The organism is Kitasatospora sp. NPDC057542 (genome assembly GCF_042801945.1).
Taxonomy (GTDB): Bacteria; Actinomycetota; Actinomycetes; order Streptomycetales; family Streptomycetaceae; genus Kitasatospora.
In genome coordinates, this window is record NZ_JBHVFE010000190.1 from 1 (window position 1) to 15,550 (window position 15,550).

The following is a 15,550-nucleotide window of genomic DNA, read 5'->3' on the forward strand; positions in this document are numbered from 1 at the left end:
TCCGGCAACAACGTCGACGGCCTCTCCGGCCACGAAGGCGCCTTCCTGGCCTGCTCGTTCTGGCTCGCCGACGACCTCGCCATGATCGGCCGGGTGCAGGAGGCCCGCGAGCTGTTCGACCGGCTGCTGGCGCTGCGCAACGACCTGGGCCTGCTCGCCGAGGAGTGGGACCCGCGGCTCAAGCGCCAGGTCGGCAACTTCCCCCAGGCCTTCAGTCACGTCCCGCTGATCGACACCGCCCTGCGGCTGACCGCCTGTGGGGCCGCGTACCTGTCCACCCAACCGAACAGCCCGGACACACTCCCGATCCCCGGCCAGCGCACCGCCACCGAAGCCGCCGCACCGGCCGCCGTGCCCGGAAGCCGCTCGTGACCCGCACCAACCACACGCTCGCCCCGGCCACGGCCCGGCCCACGGGCAGCCGTACGGCGGCCCGGACCGGGCCCGACCGCGAGGACGCCGAGCGCGAACGCATCCTGGCGCTGCTGGCCCGGGCCTCCTACGCCGGGATCCGGGACGTCCTGGCAGGCGGCCACAACGCCAACACCTCCAGCTGCACGGCCGCTTCGAGGCTGCTCGGCCTGCTGCCCGAGATGCCCTACCGGGCCCAGGACGCCCTCGCATTCGGCGAACACGCCACCGCCGTGCTCGTACGCGACCTCGGTGTTCGGCAGATCATCCACACGGACCACGGCTTCCCACTCCACGCGCCCCGCCGCAACGCCCACGAGATCGGCCAGGCCATCGACGCGGGCTGTCGCACGGTGTACGCGGACGCCGACCCCGTCGTCCACGCCGCCTCGCGCTGCGTGCTCGCCTGCAACGACCGCGTGACCGTCGCCGACGTCGGCCTCGCCGACGGCGCGCACCGCCTCCTGGAACACCCGGCCGTCGCCCACCTCGACCCGGCCCGGCCGGTGGCCGTGCTGTGCACCGCGCTGGAAACGGTCCCGGACGCGGTGATCAGTACCCTCACGGCCGACCTCGCTCGACTGCTGCCGACCGGCGGGTATCTGGCGGCATGCCAGCTGTCGGTCGAGGACACGCGCCTGGCCCGTCAGGTCGACGAGACGATGGCCACCGCGCTCGGCAGCCGGTGGGGACGCCTGCGCACCCCGGCCCAGACCGCGGGCCTGCTCCGCGACCTGCCACTCGTCCAGCAGCTCGGCGTCGTCGAGGCACCGCGCTACATCCCGTCGACGTACCGGCCCGCCGGCCCGCCCAGGAGCGCGGTCCTCGGCGCGATCGCCCGGATCACGCCGTACGACGCGAGCCGCGCGGCCCGCCCCCGCACCACCCTCACCGCGGCCTCGTCCCCCGCACCGACCGGAGGCCACCGATGACCACCACCCGCACGCACGCCGAACTCCTCCTCACCGACCGGTGGGGCCGTGTACTGCTCACCCCCGGACCCGGCGGCCCGGACCTGCCGCGCGGACCCGTACCGGCCGGCCAGACGCCCTACACGGCGGCGCAGCGGCATGCCGAGGCCACGACCGGGCTGATCCTGCCGGCCCCTGGGCGGATGCTCGCGACGGACTGGCGGCCGGGCACCGCGCTGTCGGTCGTCACCTACGACCACCCGCCGCTGACGGACGCCCAGGTCGGTGCGCTCGTCGTCGAGGACGGGCGCCGGGGCGCGCCCGTGCTGCTCGCCCCCGCCGAACTCGAGGAGCAGGCCCCGGGTGCCGCCGGGCGAGTGTTGGCGCTGCTGCACGCCCGGGTCGAAGGCCGCACCATTGAGCTGGAGCACGGCCGCCCGCGGACCCCGGGCCTGCTGGACATCCACCGTGTCCTCGCCCGGTCATCGGCCCAAGTGCCCGCCGTGTGGTCGCCGGTCGACCACGGCGGCCCGGTCGCGGACGTGCGCGGCTGGCTGTTCCATCCAGCCGGTCTCGACACCGGCGACGCGGACGACCCGGAGGCGGCGCTGGGACGTATCTGCGCGGTCACCGCGCATCTCTTCGTCAGGGGCGCGGAGTTGATCGGTTTTCGAGGCCCGAGCGTGCGCCTGACCGCGTTCCTGCCCGGGCAGGCCCTCGCGATGCCGGCCGGGACGCGGCTGCTGCGCCTGCTGGTCACTCCCGACCAGGTCCTCGACGTGTGTGCCGGTCAGGTCTGCCGTGCGGAGCTGGAGGCGGCCTGCCGCTCGGTCGACCTCGCGGGCGCCGCGCAGATGCCCCGGCGACGGCCCGTTGTCGACGTCCCTGCCGAGGGGATGCCCTGGTGAACGGGGAACCGGACCGCAGTATGGCGACCGGGGCGGGCGTCGTGGACCGCCTGGGCGGTGGCGGCCGCAATTTCCACACCGACCGCGAGGTGACCGCCGAACTCGAGGTGCTGGCGCCCGGAATGCGCGTCGAGTTCGGTGGCGTCATCGACCTGCGGCCCCAGCCCGAGCTGCCCGGGGCCGCCCTGTGACCGCGACGTCCTCGCTGCTCTCCGGCGGCTACGTGTACCGCGAGCAGCCCCCACGGGAAGCCGGGCACACGTCCCTGTCCGGGGTGCGTCCAGCCGGCTCCGGCCGTCGTATTGCCGTCGCGGCTCCGCTCCTGCAGGCCGAATCCCTCGCCGTCGCGCTGCGCCGCCACGGCTGGACCGCAGTGCCGGCCCGGCCCGGCGGGCGTGCCGACGTCCTGGTCCTCGCCGTTGACGGCGCGGCCTCGTGCCAGGCGAGGATCGGGCGCTTGAAGCGGGCGTTGCCTGCGGCAGCGGCCCTCGCTGTCGGGCCGCACGACGGCTCGGTGGCGTTCGGCGCCCTGCTGGCGGGTGCGGACGGCTACCTGCCGCACGACGCGGGCATGGCCGAGACGCACGACGCGCTCACGCTGCTCCTGTCCGGCCAGGCGGCGATCGGTTCCGCTTTGCTGCGCCAGGCGCTGGAGGCCGGCTGCCTGCCCAGGGCGGAGGAGGGCGAGCGGCTCGCCGCCCTGCTCACCCGGCGGGAGCGGCAGGCGCTGCAGGGCGCGGCCGACGGGCTGGACACCGACGGCATCTCCCGTCGTCTCGGTATCCGCCCCAGTACCGCCCGCACCTACATCCAGCAGGCCATCAGCAAGCTCGGCGCTGACAACCGCCCGCACGCTGTCGCGATCGGCCTGCGACACCGTCTCCTCGACCCCGACCCCGAACCCGATCCTTGCCTGGGAGGGCCCCGTCCATGAGCACCGCCTCCGCCACCGTCGCCGCCGAGGACCTGGATGTCTCGGTCCCCTGCTCGTACCGCATGGGGGACTACTGGACGTCCGGCACGGCCAGTTTCGCGCCGGACCGCTTCGCCGCGCAGGCCGTCGAGGCCGCGGTGCCCGGTACCGCGCGGGCCGCCCGGGCGGCCGCCGACTTCGAGTTCCGCGTGCTGGAGTACCTCGCCGGAGCGGGCATCACGCAGGTCCTGCACCTGGGGCACGGATACCCCTACGCGCCGGCCGTCACGGGCGTGCTCGGTTGGGAGGTGGTGCAGCAGCAGAGTCCCGGTGCCGCCGTGGTGATGGTCTGCACGGACCGGAGCGTCTACACCCTCAACGAGGCGCTGGTGCATGCCGACGCGCCGGTCGTCACCCTCTGCCGGGATCGGCTGGGTCCGGAGGTCCTCGACGATCCTCAGGCCCGGACGGTCCTCGACCTGGACCGGCCGGTGGGGTTCTGCTCACCAGCGTCTACCGGCAGCACCCCGCGCCAGACCTGCCGGCCCTTGTGGCGGGTCTGACCGCCCGCATGGCCCCGGGCAGCCTGCTCGCGCTGTCCCACCTGGCCGCTGACCACCGCCGCACCCGCAGCCGGCTGACCCGGTCGATGCACCGGGCGACAGGCGGCCGGTGGGGCAGGGTCCTCGCGCCCGGTGACCTGGCCACGCTGCTGCTGGGCCTGGAGCGCGTCGGTTCCCGGCCCGGCGACGTCGCCGCGTGGTCGGCGGACGGACGCACCCCGCCTCCCCCCGCGCATCTTCCGGCGGCGGGAGGCCGCGCCCCGGCGGTTGTCGAGTACGGGGGCCTGGCCCGGATCCCCGGGGCGTGAGGCGGCACTGTCCGCTTGCCCGCGCCCCGCCGCCGTCCGTAGTGCCCGTGCGCACGTCGTCCGGGCCCCGACGGCACCGGCATCCCAGCAACCGCGCCCGCTGTCGGGCGCAGACCAACCGCCGCCCCCGTGCGGCCCGCACCTCGAAGGATCAGTTCGTGAGCCCCGTCGCACCCGCCCGTCCCGGAACGCTCGCTCTTGCGGCAGACCGCGCCCGGGCCGTCAGAGAGCCGGTGACCGGCCGTCACCCGGACGCTCACCTCGGCGGCCCGGCACACGAAGTCGACGGGCCGTTGGACGCGGGACCGCAGAGCCGCGGTCCCGGGGCCGGACTCGCCACCGGGAGGCGCGCCTCGGTGAGCAACATGGTGGTGGATGCGGTCGGCCTGCCGGAGTTCGACGCGTCCGAGCGGTGTGTGCTGGATCTGGTCGCCCGGGGGCTGGCGCGTGAGGTGGTGGCCCGGCAGCTGGGGGTGGATGTCGAGCGGGTGGAGCGCGTCCTCGAGCGGATGTGCGGGCGGGCCCGGCTGCCGCATGCCGCGGCCCTGGTCGCCCGGCGGGTGCTGGCCCTCCGTACGGACGGTGCGGCGGACCTCGTTCCCGGGCCCGGCCCCGCCGGTGAGGAACGGGTGCGGCTGCTGCGGGTGGTGGCACGCGGGTTCAGCGTCGCGGATGCGGCCCGCCTGACGGGGATCGGGCAGGAGCCGGCGCTGCGGCTGGTGGCCGCTCTGCTGCGAGAGTGGGGCACGACGCTGGAGGGGGCGGTGGCGGCCCTGGTCAAGGCGCGGCGGATCAGGAGGGAGCACCTGGACGGTGAGCCGCCGCTCGCGGACGGAGCGGGCGCCAGGCGGTTGCTGATCGGGCCGCGCCGGGACCTGGACGTGCACGCGCGGGCAGCGGTCCTGGGCGCGCGGCGCGCGGTGGTGGTCGTGCAGGAGGCACATCTGGCGCGGCCCCTGACCCGGTGGGCCGGGCTGGTGCGGCCGGACGTCGTGACGGTGGGCGTGCACGGACCGGGCGAGCGGGTCGACGGCCGGCGTCCCCCGGGCTGTCCGATCGTGCACCGCCCCCAGGACCTGCTCGGTGAGACCGCGACCGCGGGCAGGGTCCTGGTCGTGGCCACCCGGGACGGGGCCCAGATCGTCGCGGACGCGCACCGGATGGTCCCGATGCCGGTGTGGGACGTGCTGGCCGTGGAGGACGTGCTGGCCCTGGAGGCCGCCGGTCTCGAGGCGGACCTGCTGTCCGACGACCGGCTGCCGGCGCACCGCCGGGTCCTGTTGTCGACCGTCACCCGGATCAACACCGAAGGCCGGTCCCACAACGCACGCGCGGGCGCTCGCCTGGGCAGGCTGACCCGTCTGGCCCCGAGCACCGTGCGCGGCTACCGGCTGGAGGTCACGCTGTCCGCCCCGCGCCGGCCCAGCAGTGGCCCCGTCCTCCTGCGCGCGGCCGCTGACCGCCTGCGGGAGGCCGCGTTGGAGCCCGCCGCCGGACGCGTCGGCGTCTGCTGCCCGGACGACCCCACCGCGCGCCGTCTCCTCCACGCCGTCGGGCGCGGCGGTACCGCCGTGGCGGATCCCATCCGAGGCCTTCGCCTGAGTGCCAGTCAGGCACCGTACGAGCAGCGCTCCGTGCTGCGGCACCTGCTCCGGGCCGCACCCGTCGTCGTCGCCGCCCGCGACTCGCTGCCGGCCGGCACCCCACTCGACGCGCTCATGGTGATGTCCGCCGCACGACGCCCGTGGCAGAGCCTCGCCGTACTCGAGCGGGCACTCGCCGAGCCAGGCCCCGAACTCCTCCTGATGACCGCTCCCGCCGACCACACCCCCAACCCGCGCGCCGGCGCCGGCAGTGCGGCCGATGCCGTAGCCCTGGTCCGTGCCCTCGCCGCCCTGGACCCCGCTCTGCGCGGGGACCTCGCCCGGTGGGACGGCAGCCCGGGCGAGGCCTTCGCCGCCGACGGCCCGCTCGCCTGGGTCACCGTGCACGGCGACCTGCCCGACACGGCCCGCACCGCCCTCGCCACGGAACTCCTCGGCGCCGACCGCCACCGTGCCCCTGACAAGCCCTCCGGACCCACCCGTACCGCCCGGAGCCGCGCCGCCCGTCCGAAGCCGGCCAGCCGCCCGACCCTGACCACGCGGCACACACCGGACCTGGGCAGGATCCCAGGCAGCCACCTGCACCGGCTGCGCACCGAGCAGCGTCTCGAGGTGGGCCACGTCGGCCTGGCAATCGGTCTGTCCACGATCGAGCTGAGCCGCATCGAGCGGGGAGGTGCGCTGCCCGACCCCGCGACCACCGAGCGGCTGCTCGACTTCTACCGCGCGAACCGGCAGGACCGTGAGGAGATCCTCGCCCTGTACCGGCAAGCCCTCGATCCGGCGAGCGCGGACGGGATCGTCGACCGCGGCCGGTGGTGGGAGCGGCTGACGTGGCTGGCGAGCAGTGCCATCGGCGGGCGGATCGCGGCATCCGTCGGCCTGCCCCCGGTCGCCGGGCTCGGCCGCCGGCTCACCGTCCTGCTCGACAACCGGCTGCTGGTCCGGTGCGCGGTCACGAGTCCGGGCCGGCAGGAGCTGGCCCGCCTTCAGGAGCAGGCCGTCGTCCGCGTGGTGCAGGCCCGTGGTCCAGCAGCGCCCACCGATGTCGCCGAGTTCACGTACACCGATCCCGGATCCCAGGCCGTGTACGCGAGCTGGGACTCCACCGGTGCCCGCTACCGCGTCGGACCGGCCGCCTCCGACGAGGTCGGCGCAGGCCTCGACGCGCTGCAGGCCAGGGCCCTGCATGAGCAACGCAGCAGCGACCTCCTGCAGGCCGCCGTGACCGGCGCCCTCGGACGATGGCGCCGACCGGACCGCACCACCGCCGGCGACGGGCACTCCTCCTCCCGGGACCCCGGGAGGTCGTCACCGCCCTCGTCCGCGGCCGCGGACACCGCCTTCCCTGAGCGGGCGGCACCGGCACTGCCCGCCGGCCGCGACCGCCGTTTCCCGGGCAGCGCGGACCAGCACGTCCCGCCCGGCCGGCCGCCACGGCCAGGAGGCCCCGCGGCGCCGCTGCCGGAAGACACCGGCCCTCACACGTCCGACCGTTCATCCGCTGAGAGGTGTCCATGACCAGCACGAACACCGGTACCTGGGACGACACGGTGCCGAACGGCCTGATGATGGTCGACCACCTTGCGGGGCAGGAGATGAACCGCCGGGTCGACGAGGAACTCGCCGCCGAACTCTCCACGCTCGTGGCCGGCCTGACCACCGCCGTGCGCGGCGCCGACGCGTTCAAGGCCGGTGCCGTCCGCGGAGCGCTCCGCATGGGAATCCGCCAGATCATCGACCTCGGCTGCGGAATCCCCCGCCGGCCCCACGTCTACCAGAACGCGCACTACCTCGACCCCTCGGCGCTGGTGGTGACCGTCGAGAACGACAGGTGGGCGGTCGCACACGCCAGAACCAAACTCGACGTCAACCACCTCACTCCCGTGATCACGGCGCCCTACCTCACCGCGGACATCCTCGACCACCCGGTCCTGCACGACCGCATCACCTGGCAGCAACCCGTGTGCGTGCTCCTGGTGTCGTCCCCGCACACCGCCATCCTGCGCGACCTCGCGGCCCTGGTCGCCGCCATCGTCAGCAGGCTCCCCCAGGGAAGCATGATCGCCGTCTCCCAGTGGGTGATCAACGACGACAGGACCCGGTGGGCCGTCAACGGCCTTCTCGCGGAACGGACCCAGGGGTGGTGGGGGCAGGTGCGCAGCAGCGCCGAGATCGCCGCCGCGCTCAGCCCGCACCCGCTGCTCGGTCCGACCCCGGGGCCGGTGGCCGGGATTGCGCGGCCCGCCAGGGGACGACGTCCCGCCCTCGGAGGCGGGCAGCTCGCCGAGGTGGTCGAGTTCGGCGGCATCATCCACCTCGGCGACCCGGCACTGCCCGCCGCCTACCAGGGCGTGTCGTGACCGCGCCGGCCGTCCCGCTCACCGCTGCCGGGAACTCCCGTTCCTGCGGGCCGGCGCCGTTACGGGAGGACAAGGACGCCCTCGGGTTGGTGCGCCTGCTGGCGGGACCCGACGCCGCCGAGGACATCACGAGCCGCCGCGGCCCGGGCGCGGTACGTCCGGGCGACCTGTACCGGTCGGTCGGGCTGCGCCGGACCGGCCTGGTCGCGCTGTACACGCTGGCCGGGCATGTCGGTGCGCGGGACATCGCCGCCGACCCCCGCGGCTGCCCGGCAGGTGGCCTCACGTCCGAGGAGCAGCTGATCCTGCGCCTGCTCGCCGAAGACCTGACCATCCCCCAGATCTCGGCCGCTGTGGCCGTGGGCGTGCCCACCGCGCGGAAACTGGTCAGGCGGCTGCTGGGACGGCTCGGTGTCGAGCACCGACATCAGGCCGTCGCCCTGGGGTGCCTGGACGGGATCGTGGCGCAGCGCGATGTCCGGCCGAGCTCGGGCACCTCGGGTACGGGTGCTTTTCAGGTGCGGCTGCGGCCTGTTGAGGCGGAGCGGTTGCTGCAGGTTCTGGACGGCGGCAGGGCGTGCGCGGTGGTTCCTCACGCGGGCCAGCAGGACGTGGCGCAGGAAGTTGTGCGCCTGCGCGCCACCGATGGACGTGTGCTCGTCATCGCGTGTGACGGAGCGGAGTTCGCGGCGACGCTGGAGCGGTGGAGGCGGCGAGGAAGCTCGGTGGCGCGACCGGTGGTCGGGGTCCTCGGGGCCGGCGACCGCAGCAACCCCCGGCAGCCGGCCCGTGGACCGCACACTGTGCTGGCGGTCGGCCAGCCAGCCGCCGGCTACCGCGCGGCGCCGCCGAGCGAGGCTGCGCCCCGCTCCCCCGGAGACCGCCGGCCAACTGCTGGACCTCTACCACGCGGACCGGCAAGACCGAGAGGAGATTCTCGACCTGTGCCACCAGGCACAAGCCCCGACGGGGGGCGACCGGCTCCTCGACGGTGGCCGCCGACGGCACGACCGGCTGGGCTGGGCCGCCGGCAGCGCCATCGACAGCCGCGTCTCGCTCTCCACGACCCTGCCCTCGCTGCCCGGACTCGGGCGCAGGATCACCATCCTCCTCGACGCCAACCTCCTGGCCCGAACCGCCGCCACGCACCCGGGCCGACAGGACCTGACTCGGCTCCAGGACCATGAGGACCAGGCCGTGGTCCTCGTGGTCCCGCGCGATGAGGCCTCGGGCAGCGCGGACCTCGCCGAGTTCAGGTACTCGGACCGGGGCGCCCAGCCGCTGTACGCGACCTGGGAGCCGGCCGGAGTGCTTTACCGCGTCGGGCCGACCGCCGCCAAGATCGGCGCCACGCTCGACGGCATCCAGGCCCGCGCCCTGCCCGAGACAACCAGCCGCGACATCCTGCACGCGCACCTCACCGGCGCCGCCGGACACGAGAGGCTCCAGCCGTGTGGTGCACCGGCCGTAGAACGGCCCACCAAACGTCCACCACTCATCCCCTCAGCCACAAGCGCCGTCCCCACGGCCCTGAGCACATCACCAGGCACATCATGATCAACTTTCTGCCCTCCGCCGCAACGCCACTGGCGGACCGGATCCTCGGCGAACACCTGCGCCACCTACGCGAATGCCAGGACGACACCGTCGCCGACGTCGCCGAGCGGCCGCCCGCCGACCTCCGGCCCACCCCGGAGACCCTCACCGCAGCGGAAGCCGGTCTTAACCCCCTGCTGCGCACCGTGGTGCTGGCGGGCGAGGGCCTGGTGCTGGCCCGCGCCTATGGTGCGGGCCAGCACGCCGCCGACGACTGGCAGGCCTGTGTCTTGGGCCATCAGCAGCACCTCGCGGCCGGGTTCACGCGCGACTGCTTCATAGACTGCGGTTTCGGATGGTCGCACCGGTACCAGGTGGTGGAGGAACGCGCCGGCAGCCACCAGCTGCCGCCGGTGCCCCTGCGCACCGCCGCCGTGGAGGAGGCCATGTGGGAGTTCAGGACCGGCGCCAGGTCACGGCACCATCGCGAGCGCCCGTCACTGGGCGTCCTGCCGGGCACCGGATGCCGGCTGTGCCAGCCGTACATCACCGACCTGCTCACGAACTGGTCTGCCGTCGAGGCTTGGCAACGCGAGGCGCACCGGGTCCGCACGGCCGTCTTCGCCGCCCGGGTCCGGACTCCGGGCGCACCGAGCACCGCCGTCCTCCTGGACGAGATGCTTCTCCACCGCCGGGTCGGCGGCTCCCGGCTCCATACCGGGCAGATGGAACACCTGGCCCACCTAGCTGAGACCACGTCGCTGGAGATCCGCGTCGTCCCGATGTCCGCCTGCCTCCCGAACGACACGGAACGGGTCCAACTCGACCTCCCCGAAGGCCTCCTCACCGTCACCCTCAGCGAGATGGACGCCGTCTACGAGGACCTCGTGGACCCGAGGCTGGCCGATCTGCGACGCCACGCACTCGAGCCCAAGGCGAGCCTCGACATGATCCGGCGCGCGGCCGACGGCACGCTGAGCACGCCGTGGTAGCCCCCCACAGGCCTGATACCGAGCGCCTGTCGAAGGCCACCGCAGCGCCCCGGCAAGGAGAGATCCAGCTCCTCGTAAAGAAGGAGGAGTTGGAGTTCCTTGCATACCGAGCCGCCGACTTCGCTGAAGTCGAGGACCGCATGTTCGGCCGGCTCCTGCTGAGGGCCTTCGCGGACGGAGGGGAACCGAAGATCGGCAGCTACTGCAAACTCGACACCTACCCGAGGACGGTTGCCTCGTGACCGGTGATGTGAGGGGACCGAACGTGCTCCTGGGCGCATTGGTAGAAGCGTGCGGGGTGTCACACCGGGAACTTGCCCGTCGCATCAACGATGCGGCACAGGCGGGTGGGCGGCGGACGGCGTACACCCATACCCACGTCGCCGCGTGGCTGAGCGGCGCGACACCGCGGCAGGCGGCGCGGGAGTGCATTGTCGAGGTGCTCGGGACCCTTCTGGGCCGGACCGTCACCCTTTGGGATGCCGGTTGGGGCGTCCCATCGGTTTCGGGGCAGGACAGTGGGTTGGATTTCCCCCACAACCGCGAGGCCGCCCTTGCGGGCGCCGTGAACTGCTGGAGAAATGTGGACCGTCGCGACCTGTTGCTGACGGCGGGAGCGTCCTTCACCACACCGGCCTTCCGCTGGTTGGCCGACCCGGCCGATGAGCCGGCCGCCCGCGCCGGAGCGGTGCGTGTCGGTCCGGCGGACGTCGAGCGCCTGTGGACGGCAGCCGCCGAGGCGCAGGTCGCCGACTCCCGTTTCGGGGGCGGTGACTGGCGCCGCAGCAAGGTCATGGAACGCCTGCGGGGAGCCGGGCCGCTTCTCGACGGCTCCTACTCGGCTTCGACGGGGCAGGCCCTGCACACGGCGCTGGCCGAACTGTCCAGGGTGGCCGGGTGGGCGGCGATGGACGCCGGGGACCGCGCCGCCTCCGACCGGCTGCTGATCCAGGCGCTGCGGATGGCCCGCGCGGCCGGCGACGTGGAGATGGGCTGCTACGTCCTGGCGACGATGTCCCTATCCGCGTATCTGGCCGGCCGGTGCGCGCAGGCTGCGGAGATGGCGTCCGCCGCCTACGCCCGTGGCCGCGGGCACGCGGCCACGAGGGTCCTGTCGTTCTGCAAGCTGGCCGAGGCCCGGGCCCTGGCCAAGCAGGGCGACGGCCCCGGTGCGGGAGCGGCCCTGGCCCTGTGCGAGAGCCTGCTGTCGGGGCTACGGCCCGGATCTCACGACCCCGGGTGGATCTCATACATGACCCCCGCGCGGATGGCCACCGACGCTGTCGTGGTGCATCGGGACTTGGGCCTGACCCGGGCGGCGATGGTGTGGGCCGACCGGGCGGGGGCGATGCCGGTGCAGCGCTTCACCCGGGCGGTCGGCATCAGGCGAGCCGTACTGGCCAGCGTCCACCTGATCGACGGGGACCTCGAACCCGCGCTCGCGGACGCTCACCGTGCGGTGGACATCCTGGGCGAGGTCCGCTCGCCCCGTGCCCATGCCTATTTGCACGACGTGGTGGGCCGGCTCAACCGGTGGCGGGACGAGCCCGGGGTGCGCGAGGTTGTCCACCGGGTACATACCGAACTGCCCCCGGCCCCGGCCGTCTGACCGTTCACTTCGGTCTGTTTGGACAAGACGGAGGACGGACGGAGGACGTGCGCCTGCGTCAGGCCAAGCAGGTCCTGGCGCAGGAGGTCATCCGATACCACCACGGCGGCCCCGCCGGGACCCGCGCCCCCGGCCGTGGTGACCGCCGTCTGACCCCGCGCCTACTGGCCCGGATCGTCGGTGCCATCGCCACAGATCCGATGAGGTGGAATTGGCCTACGGGCCTCACACCCCGTTCCGGCCAGGACCTGCAATGACGAGTCGGCCGGCCCGGCTCATCGCCGGACCGGCCAGTGGCCTCGCTACGCCGAGCGCAGTAGCGCGCTCTTGCGGGTCTGCGGCGATGCCGTGCAGCGGCGGACGCGGGTCTCCCACGCCTCAAGCTCGGGGCCGGGGACACCGTGCTCGATCGGGATGACCCACAGGTGGTGCCAGGTGTGGCGGGCCTCGGGGGGCTGGTTGTTGCGGTAGTGCTCGCGGGTGCGGTCCCGGACGGCGTTCATGTCGGGCCGCTCGGCCGTGCCGCGCTGCACCTTGCCGGTGTAGAGGCTGCGGTAACAGTCGTCCAGGGCAACGTAGAGCGCCGTCGGCCAGGGCGGGAGGTGGTGGAAGGTCCAGCTTCCGTTGGCCTCGCGGAGCGGGTAGACGCACGCCCGGAGGGTCTCAGGCGACGTGGCCAGACGCTGGCCGGGGATGGCGGCGACGTCCGCGGCAAGGTCGGGACCGAGGGTCCATCCTGCCCTCATCAGCTGCCGTCCTCGGGGAGGGCGTAGGGGTCGCTGCCGCCGGGAGTCGGCCCGTCGGGAGCCTCGCCGTCCTCGGGGACGAGGTCGGGGTACGGGTTCCGGCTGGCGGGCACCACGACGGGGATCTTGCCGATGTCCAGGCTGGCCTTGAACAGCAGCTTCTGCAGTGCCTCCTGCTGCGCACCGTCCGCGAACTTTGGCTGGCTGGGGCTCGTCAGGATGGACGTGATGGTCTGCTCCAGCCGCCCGACCGCAGTCTGCAGAGCCGTGATGGACGCGGCCTTCGGCTGGCTCTTGCCGCCCTCGTCCGCCGCCTGCCGAGCCGCGTCGCGCCTCCCCACGATCACCGCGCGGCGCGATGCCGGGAGGCCTGGCCAGGCGAGCTCGAAGACGTGCCACTCGGTTGCCCGCCTGAGGTTTCCGTGGGTGGTGGCGATGGCGGGGGTGCCGTCCGGGGTGGTGGTGATCTTGGGGACGGTGAACGGACGGGCGTAGTCCGCGGGGTGGCCGGGGACCTGGTCGACCCAGCTGCTGAGGGCCGCCCCGAGGAGAAGGCGGCCGGCCGGGGTCTCGATGAGCGCCGCGACGATGCCGGGCGGCCGGGAGCGGTAGGGGGTCTTGCCGTTCACGGGCTCCTCGGAGACCAGATCTTCCTTGGACCCGCGGTCTCGGCTCAGGGCCTCGGCGACGGTGAGGGCGTCCCCACCGAGTACGGCGAGTTCGTCCCGGGCGCCGGGGACGTCGTCCTCGGCTCGCCGCCGCAGCTGCTCGACGAGGTCGAAGGCGCTCTTGTACGGGTCGTCGTCCAGCTGGTCGTCCCGCAGCCGGGTCAGGGCGAAGGCGTCCGCCCCCTTGGCCAGGCGGTTCCACATCGTGCGGGTGATCGAGCCGCCGTTGTCCCAGGTGTGCACCATGTTCGGGAAGACCGTCTTGGCGTCGGAGCGGAGGTAGCGGGTGGAGAAGATTGCCGTGGTCTTCAGGAGCTTCGCGGGGAAGTCCTTGCTGCTGGGGTCGAGCGAGAGGCCCTCGGCGATGGCGGAACGGATGAGCGCGCCAGCGTCAGCGGAGAGCACCGTCTCGAAGAGCAGGGCGCGGGCGAAGGCGGGGTGGTGGGGCAGGCCGGTGGCGTGGGTGAAGTCCAGGCCGTGCAGACGTCCCGACAGGGCACTGGCGAGGGTCGGTGTGATCTTCCCGGCGTGGACGGCGGCGAGCAGGGCATCGGCGACGGCCTTCTCCTGGTCGCTTCCGCCGCTCCAGTGCCGGGGGCGCAGGTGGATCTGGGTGAGGTGCTCGGTGAACCAGGTGGTGGCCTCGCAGGGCTCGCCGAGGCGGGTGTAGGTGCCGACCACGAGGTTGACGGGGGCGAGGCGGGAGTGCAGGGCTTCCAGCTCGTTAGCGGTCCAGGAGCTCGCGCGGGCGGTGTTCAGTGCCCCGTTGACGGCCTTGCGGGACGCGGCCACGGCGTCGTGGGCGAACATGCGGCCCACGATCTTCTCGGCGTACGAGGGCGCCGTGGCGGCGGTCAGCTTCTTGTCGCCGATGCCCAGGACGTTGCGCCAGGCGGACGTCAGCCGGGACTGCCCGTCGATGGCGACGACGAAGACCTCACTGGTGCCGGCTGCGTACTGCACGCGCAAGGCCATGCACGTCAGCGGCTCCTGAACGCCGGTGCGGGCGATGGAGTCCGACCAGTCGTAGTCCAGGAGGTGGTGGGTGACCGTGGTGGTGATCAGGTCGACCAGGTCCTGCTTGGCCGGCAGGTGGATCTCCAGCAGACCGGGGATGCTGCCCTCGATCGTGGGGTCGGTGGTGCGGCCCTTGGTGAAGGCATGCTGGATCGCGGCGAGAAATCGGGGGTTGACCGGCAGGGTCATGATCCCGGCAACTTGGTGCAGCGGGCTGCGCACGACCGCCGCGTACCCGGTGTTGGTGCTGAGCCGGGCGAGGCGGCCGAGCCGTGAAACCTTGCGCTTGGGTTTCTGCCGGCTGCGGCCGGGGCGGGTGTTCAGCTGCTGGGCGACGGCCTCGGGGTGGTCGAGCTGGTCGAGCAGCTCGTCGGGGTGGGTGGTCCCGGCGAACAGCGCCCGGAGGATCTCGGCCGACAGGACCACCGACGGGTGGTCCTGCGCGGCAGTAGCCAGTTCCTTCAGCTCGGTGGGGGTCGGGACGGGCTCCATGTCGAGCAGGCCGGGAGCGAAGGAGGCGAGCTGTTCGGTCGTCAGCTTGCCGACGGCGCCCTGAGCGTGGTCGTCCTCGTCGCCGCCGGGCGCGACGAAGGTGAGCGGAATCGTCATGATCATCCATGGGTGTCGTGGTGCGGCGCTTCTCGGAGGCCGCTTGATCCGGGACATGACCCACACCAGGTGGGCCGGCGCTCGGGACCGGAATCCCACGACACCGCCGACGCCCCACGCAGAACCGGGGGCAGCGACGCGGTCGCGCAGTCGCAAGGACGTACCGCCCTGAGACAGACCCAGTTGATGGCCCGTAGGCACGCTGGGAGCGCTCACCGTCCAAGGACGGGCCCGCCGAAACGGCGGGAGGCAGTGACGACTCGCTCACGCTGAGCAGTGACCTGAACCTATACAACCTCGCTCCCGCGTACCGAAGTTCACCGAAAGCCATCACCTGGCCGACCCCCCGCTGGAACAATGCGCCCCTCGCCGTCCGCCTCGCGGGCGAGGCG

At 73.5% G+C, this 15,550-nt stretch carries 16 protein-coding genes; 13 read left to right on the forward strand and 3 right to left on the reverse strand.

The genetic code is table 11. The annotated features are described in order from the left end of the window. The 9 genes from ACFU7Y_RS23185 to ACFU7Y_RS23225 all read left to right on the forward strand — a co-directional run. Positions 1-372 (forward strand): glycoside hydrolase family 15 protein (locus tag ACFU7Y_RS23185; RefSeq protein WP_380769524.1); only part of this gene is annotated, 372 nt, incomplete at its 5' end. Then, a complete protein-coding gene (locus ACFU7Y_RS23190; protein WP_380769525.1) occupies positions 369-1,343 on the forward strand; it encodes an SAM-dependent methyltransferase in 975 nt (324 codons plus the stop codon). The genes ACFU7Y_RS23185 and ACFU7Y_RS23190, both read left to right, overlap by 4 nt. Then, entirely contained in the window at positions 1,340-2,230 is an 891-nt protein-coding gene (locus ACFU7Y_RS23195; RefSeq protein WP_380769526.1) for a hypothetical protein, read from the forward strand. Before ACFU7Y_RS23190 ends, ACFU7Y_RS23195 begins: the two co-directional genes overlap by 4 nt. Further along, complete coding sequence (locus ACFU7Y_RS23200) at positions 2,227-2,421, forward strand: hypothetical protein (protein ID WP_380769527.1); 195 nt, start codon at positions 2,227-2,229, stop codon at positions 2,419-2,421. The genes ACFU7Y_RS23195 and ACFU7Y_RS23200 overlap by 4 nt, the downstream gene beginning before the upstream one ends. Continuing rightward, complete coding sequence (locus ACFU7Y_RS23205) at positions 2,418-3,164, forward strand: response regulator transcription factor (RefSeq protein WP_380769528.1); 747 nt, start codon at positions 2,418-2,420, stop codon at positions 3,162-3,164. Before ACFU7Y_RS23200 ends, ACFU7Y_RS23205 begins: the two co-directional genes overlap by 4 nt. Continuing rightward, positions 3,161-3,706 (forward strand): SAM-dependent methyltransferase, encoded by a 546-nt coding sequence (locus ACFU7Y_RS23210; protein WP_380769529.1) that lies wholly within the window; start codon positions 3,161-3,163, stop codon positions 3,704-3,706. Before ACFU7Y_RS23205 ends, ACFU7Y_RS23210 begins: the two co-directional genes overlap by 4 nt. Positions 3,707-3,714: 8 nt before the next feature. Continuing rightward, the gene (locus ACFU7Y_RS23215; RefSeq protein ID WP_380769530.1) at positions 3,715-4,014 is read left to right on the forward strand and encodes a hypothetical protein; all 300 of its coding nucleotides are present in this window, start codon (positions 3,715-3,717) and stop codon (positions 4,012-4,014) included. 365 nt (positions 4,015-4,379) lie between these two features. Continuing rightward, on the forward strand, positions 4,380-7,139 hold the full coding sequence (locus tag ACFU7Y_RS23220) for a helix-turn-helix domain-containing protein (RefSeq protein WP_380769539.1): 2,760 nt from the start codon (positions 4,380-4,382) through the stop codon (positions 7,137-7,139). Continuing rightward, on the forward strand, positions 7,136-7,981 hold the full coding sequence (locus ACFU7Y_RS23225; protein ID WP_380769531.1) for an SAM-dependent methyltransferase: 846 nt from the start codon (positions 7,136-7,138) through the stop codon (positions 7,979-7,981). Before ACFU7Y_RS23220 ends, ACFU7Y_RS23225 begins: the two co-directional genes overlap by 4 nt. A 59-nt stretch (positions 7,982-8,040) precedes the next feature. Here the strand turns inward: ACFU7Y_RS23225 and ACFU7Y_RS23230 are convergent, their stop codons facing one another. Then, a complete protein-coding gene (locus ACFU7Y_RS23230) occupies positions 8,041-8,409 on the reverse strand; it encodes a hypothetical protein (protein ID WP_380769532.1) in 369 nt (122 codons plus the stop codon). A gap of 361 nt (positions 8,410-8,770) precedes the next feature. Between ACFU7Y_RS23230 and ACFU7Y_RS23235 the strand changes: the two genes are divergently transcribed. The 4 genes from ACFU7Y_RS23235 to ACFU7Y_RS23250 all read left to right on the forward strand — a co-directional run bounded on the left by ACFU7Y_RS23235 (position 8,771) and on the right by ACFU7Y_RS23250 (position 12,118). After that, positions 8,771-9,538, forward strand: coding sequence for a hypothetical protein (locus tag ACFU7Y_RS23235; protein ID WP_380769533.1), 768 nt, complete (start codon positions 8,771-8,773; stop codon positions 9,536-9,538). Then, positions 9,535-10,509, forward strand: a complete 975-nt coding sequence (locus ACFU7Y_RS23240; RefSeq protein ID WP_380769534.1) for a Scr1 family TA system antitoxin-like transcriptional regulator — start codon at positions 9,535-9,537, stop codon at positions 10,507-10,509. Before ACFU7Y_RS23235 ends, ACFU7Y_RS23240 begins: the two co-directional genes overlap by 4 nt. Beyond that, a complete protein-coding gene (locus ACFU7Y_RS23245; protein WP_380769535.1) occupies positions 10,503-10,751 on the forward strand; it encodes a hypothetical protein in 249 nt (82 codons plus the stop codon). Before ACFU7Y_RS23240 ends, ACFU7Y_RS23245 begins: the two co-directional genes overlap by 7 nt. A gap of 341 nt (positions 10,752-11,092) precedes the next feature. Beyond that, complete coding sequence (locus ACFU7Y_RS23250) at positions 11,093-12,118, forward strand: sporulation protein (protein WP_380769536.1); 1,026 nt, start codon at positions 11,093-11,095, stop codon at positions 12,116-12,118. 302 nt (positions 12,119-12,420) lie between these two features. Here ACFU7Y_RS23250 and ACFU7Y_RS23255 read toward each other — a convergent pair whose 3' ends face one another. Next, positions 12,421-12,864 (reverse strand): hypothetical protein, encoded by a 444-nt coding sequence (locus ACFU7Y_RS23255; RefSeq protein ID WP_380769537.1) that lies wholly within the window; start codon positions 12,862-12,864, stop codon positions 12,421-12,423. Next, positions 12,864-15,158 (reverse strand): hypothetical protein, encoded by a 2,295-nt coding sequence (locus ACFU7Y_RS23260; protein ID WP_380769538.1) that lies wholly within the window; start codon positions 15,156-15,158, stop codon positions 12,864-12,866. The genes ACFU7Y_RS23255 and ACFU7Y_RS23260 overlap by 1 nt, the downstream gene beginning before the upstream one ends. Positions 15,159-15,550: the final 392 nt, after the last annotated feature.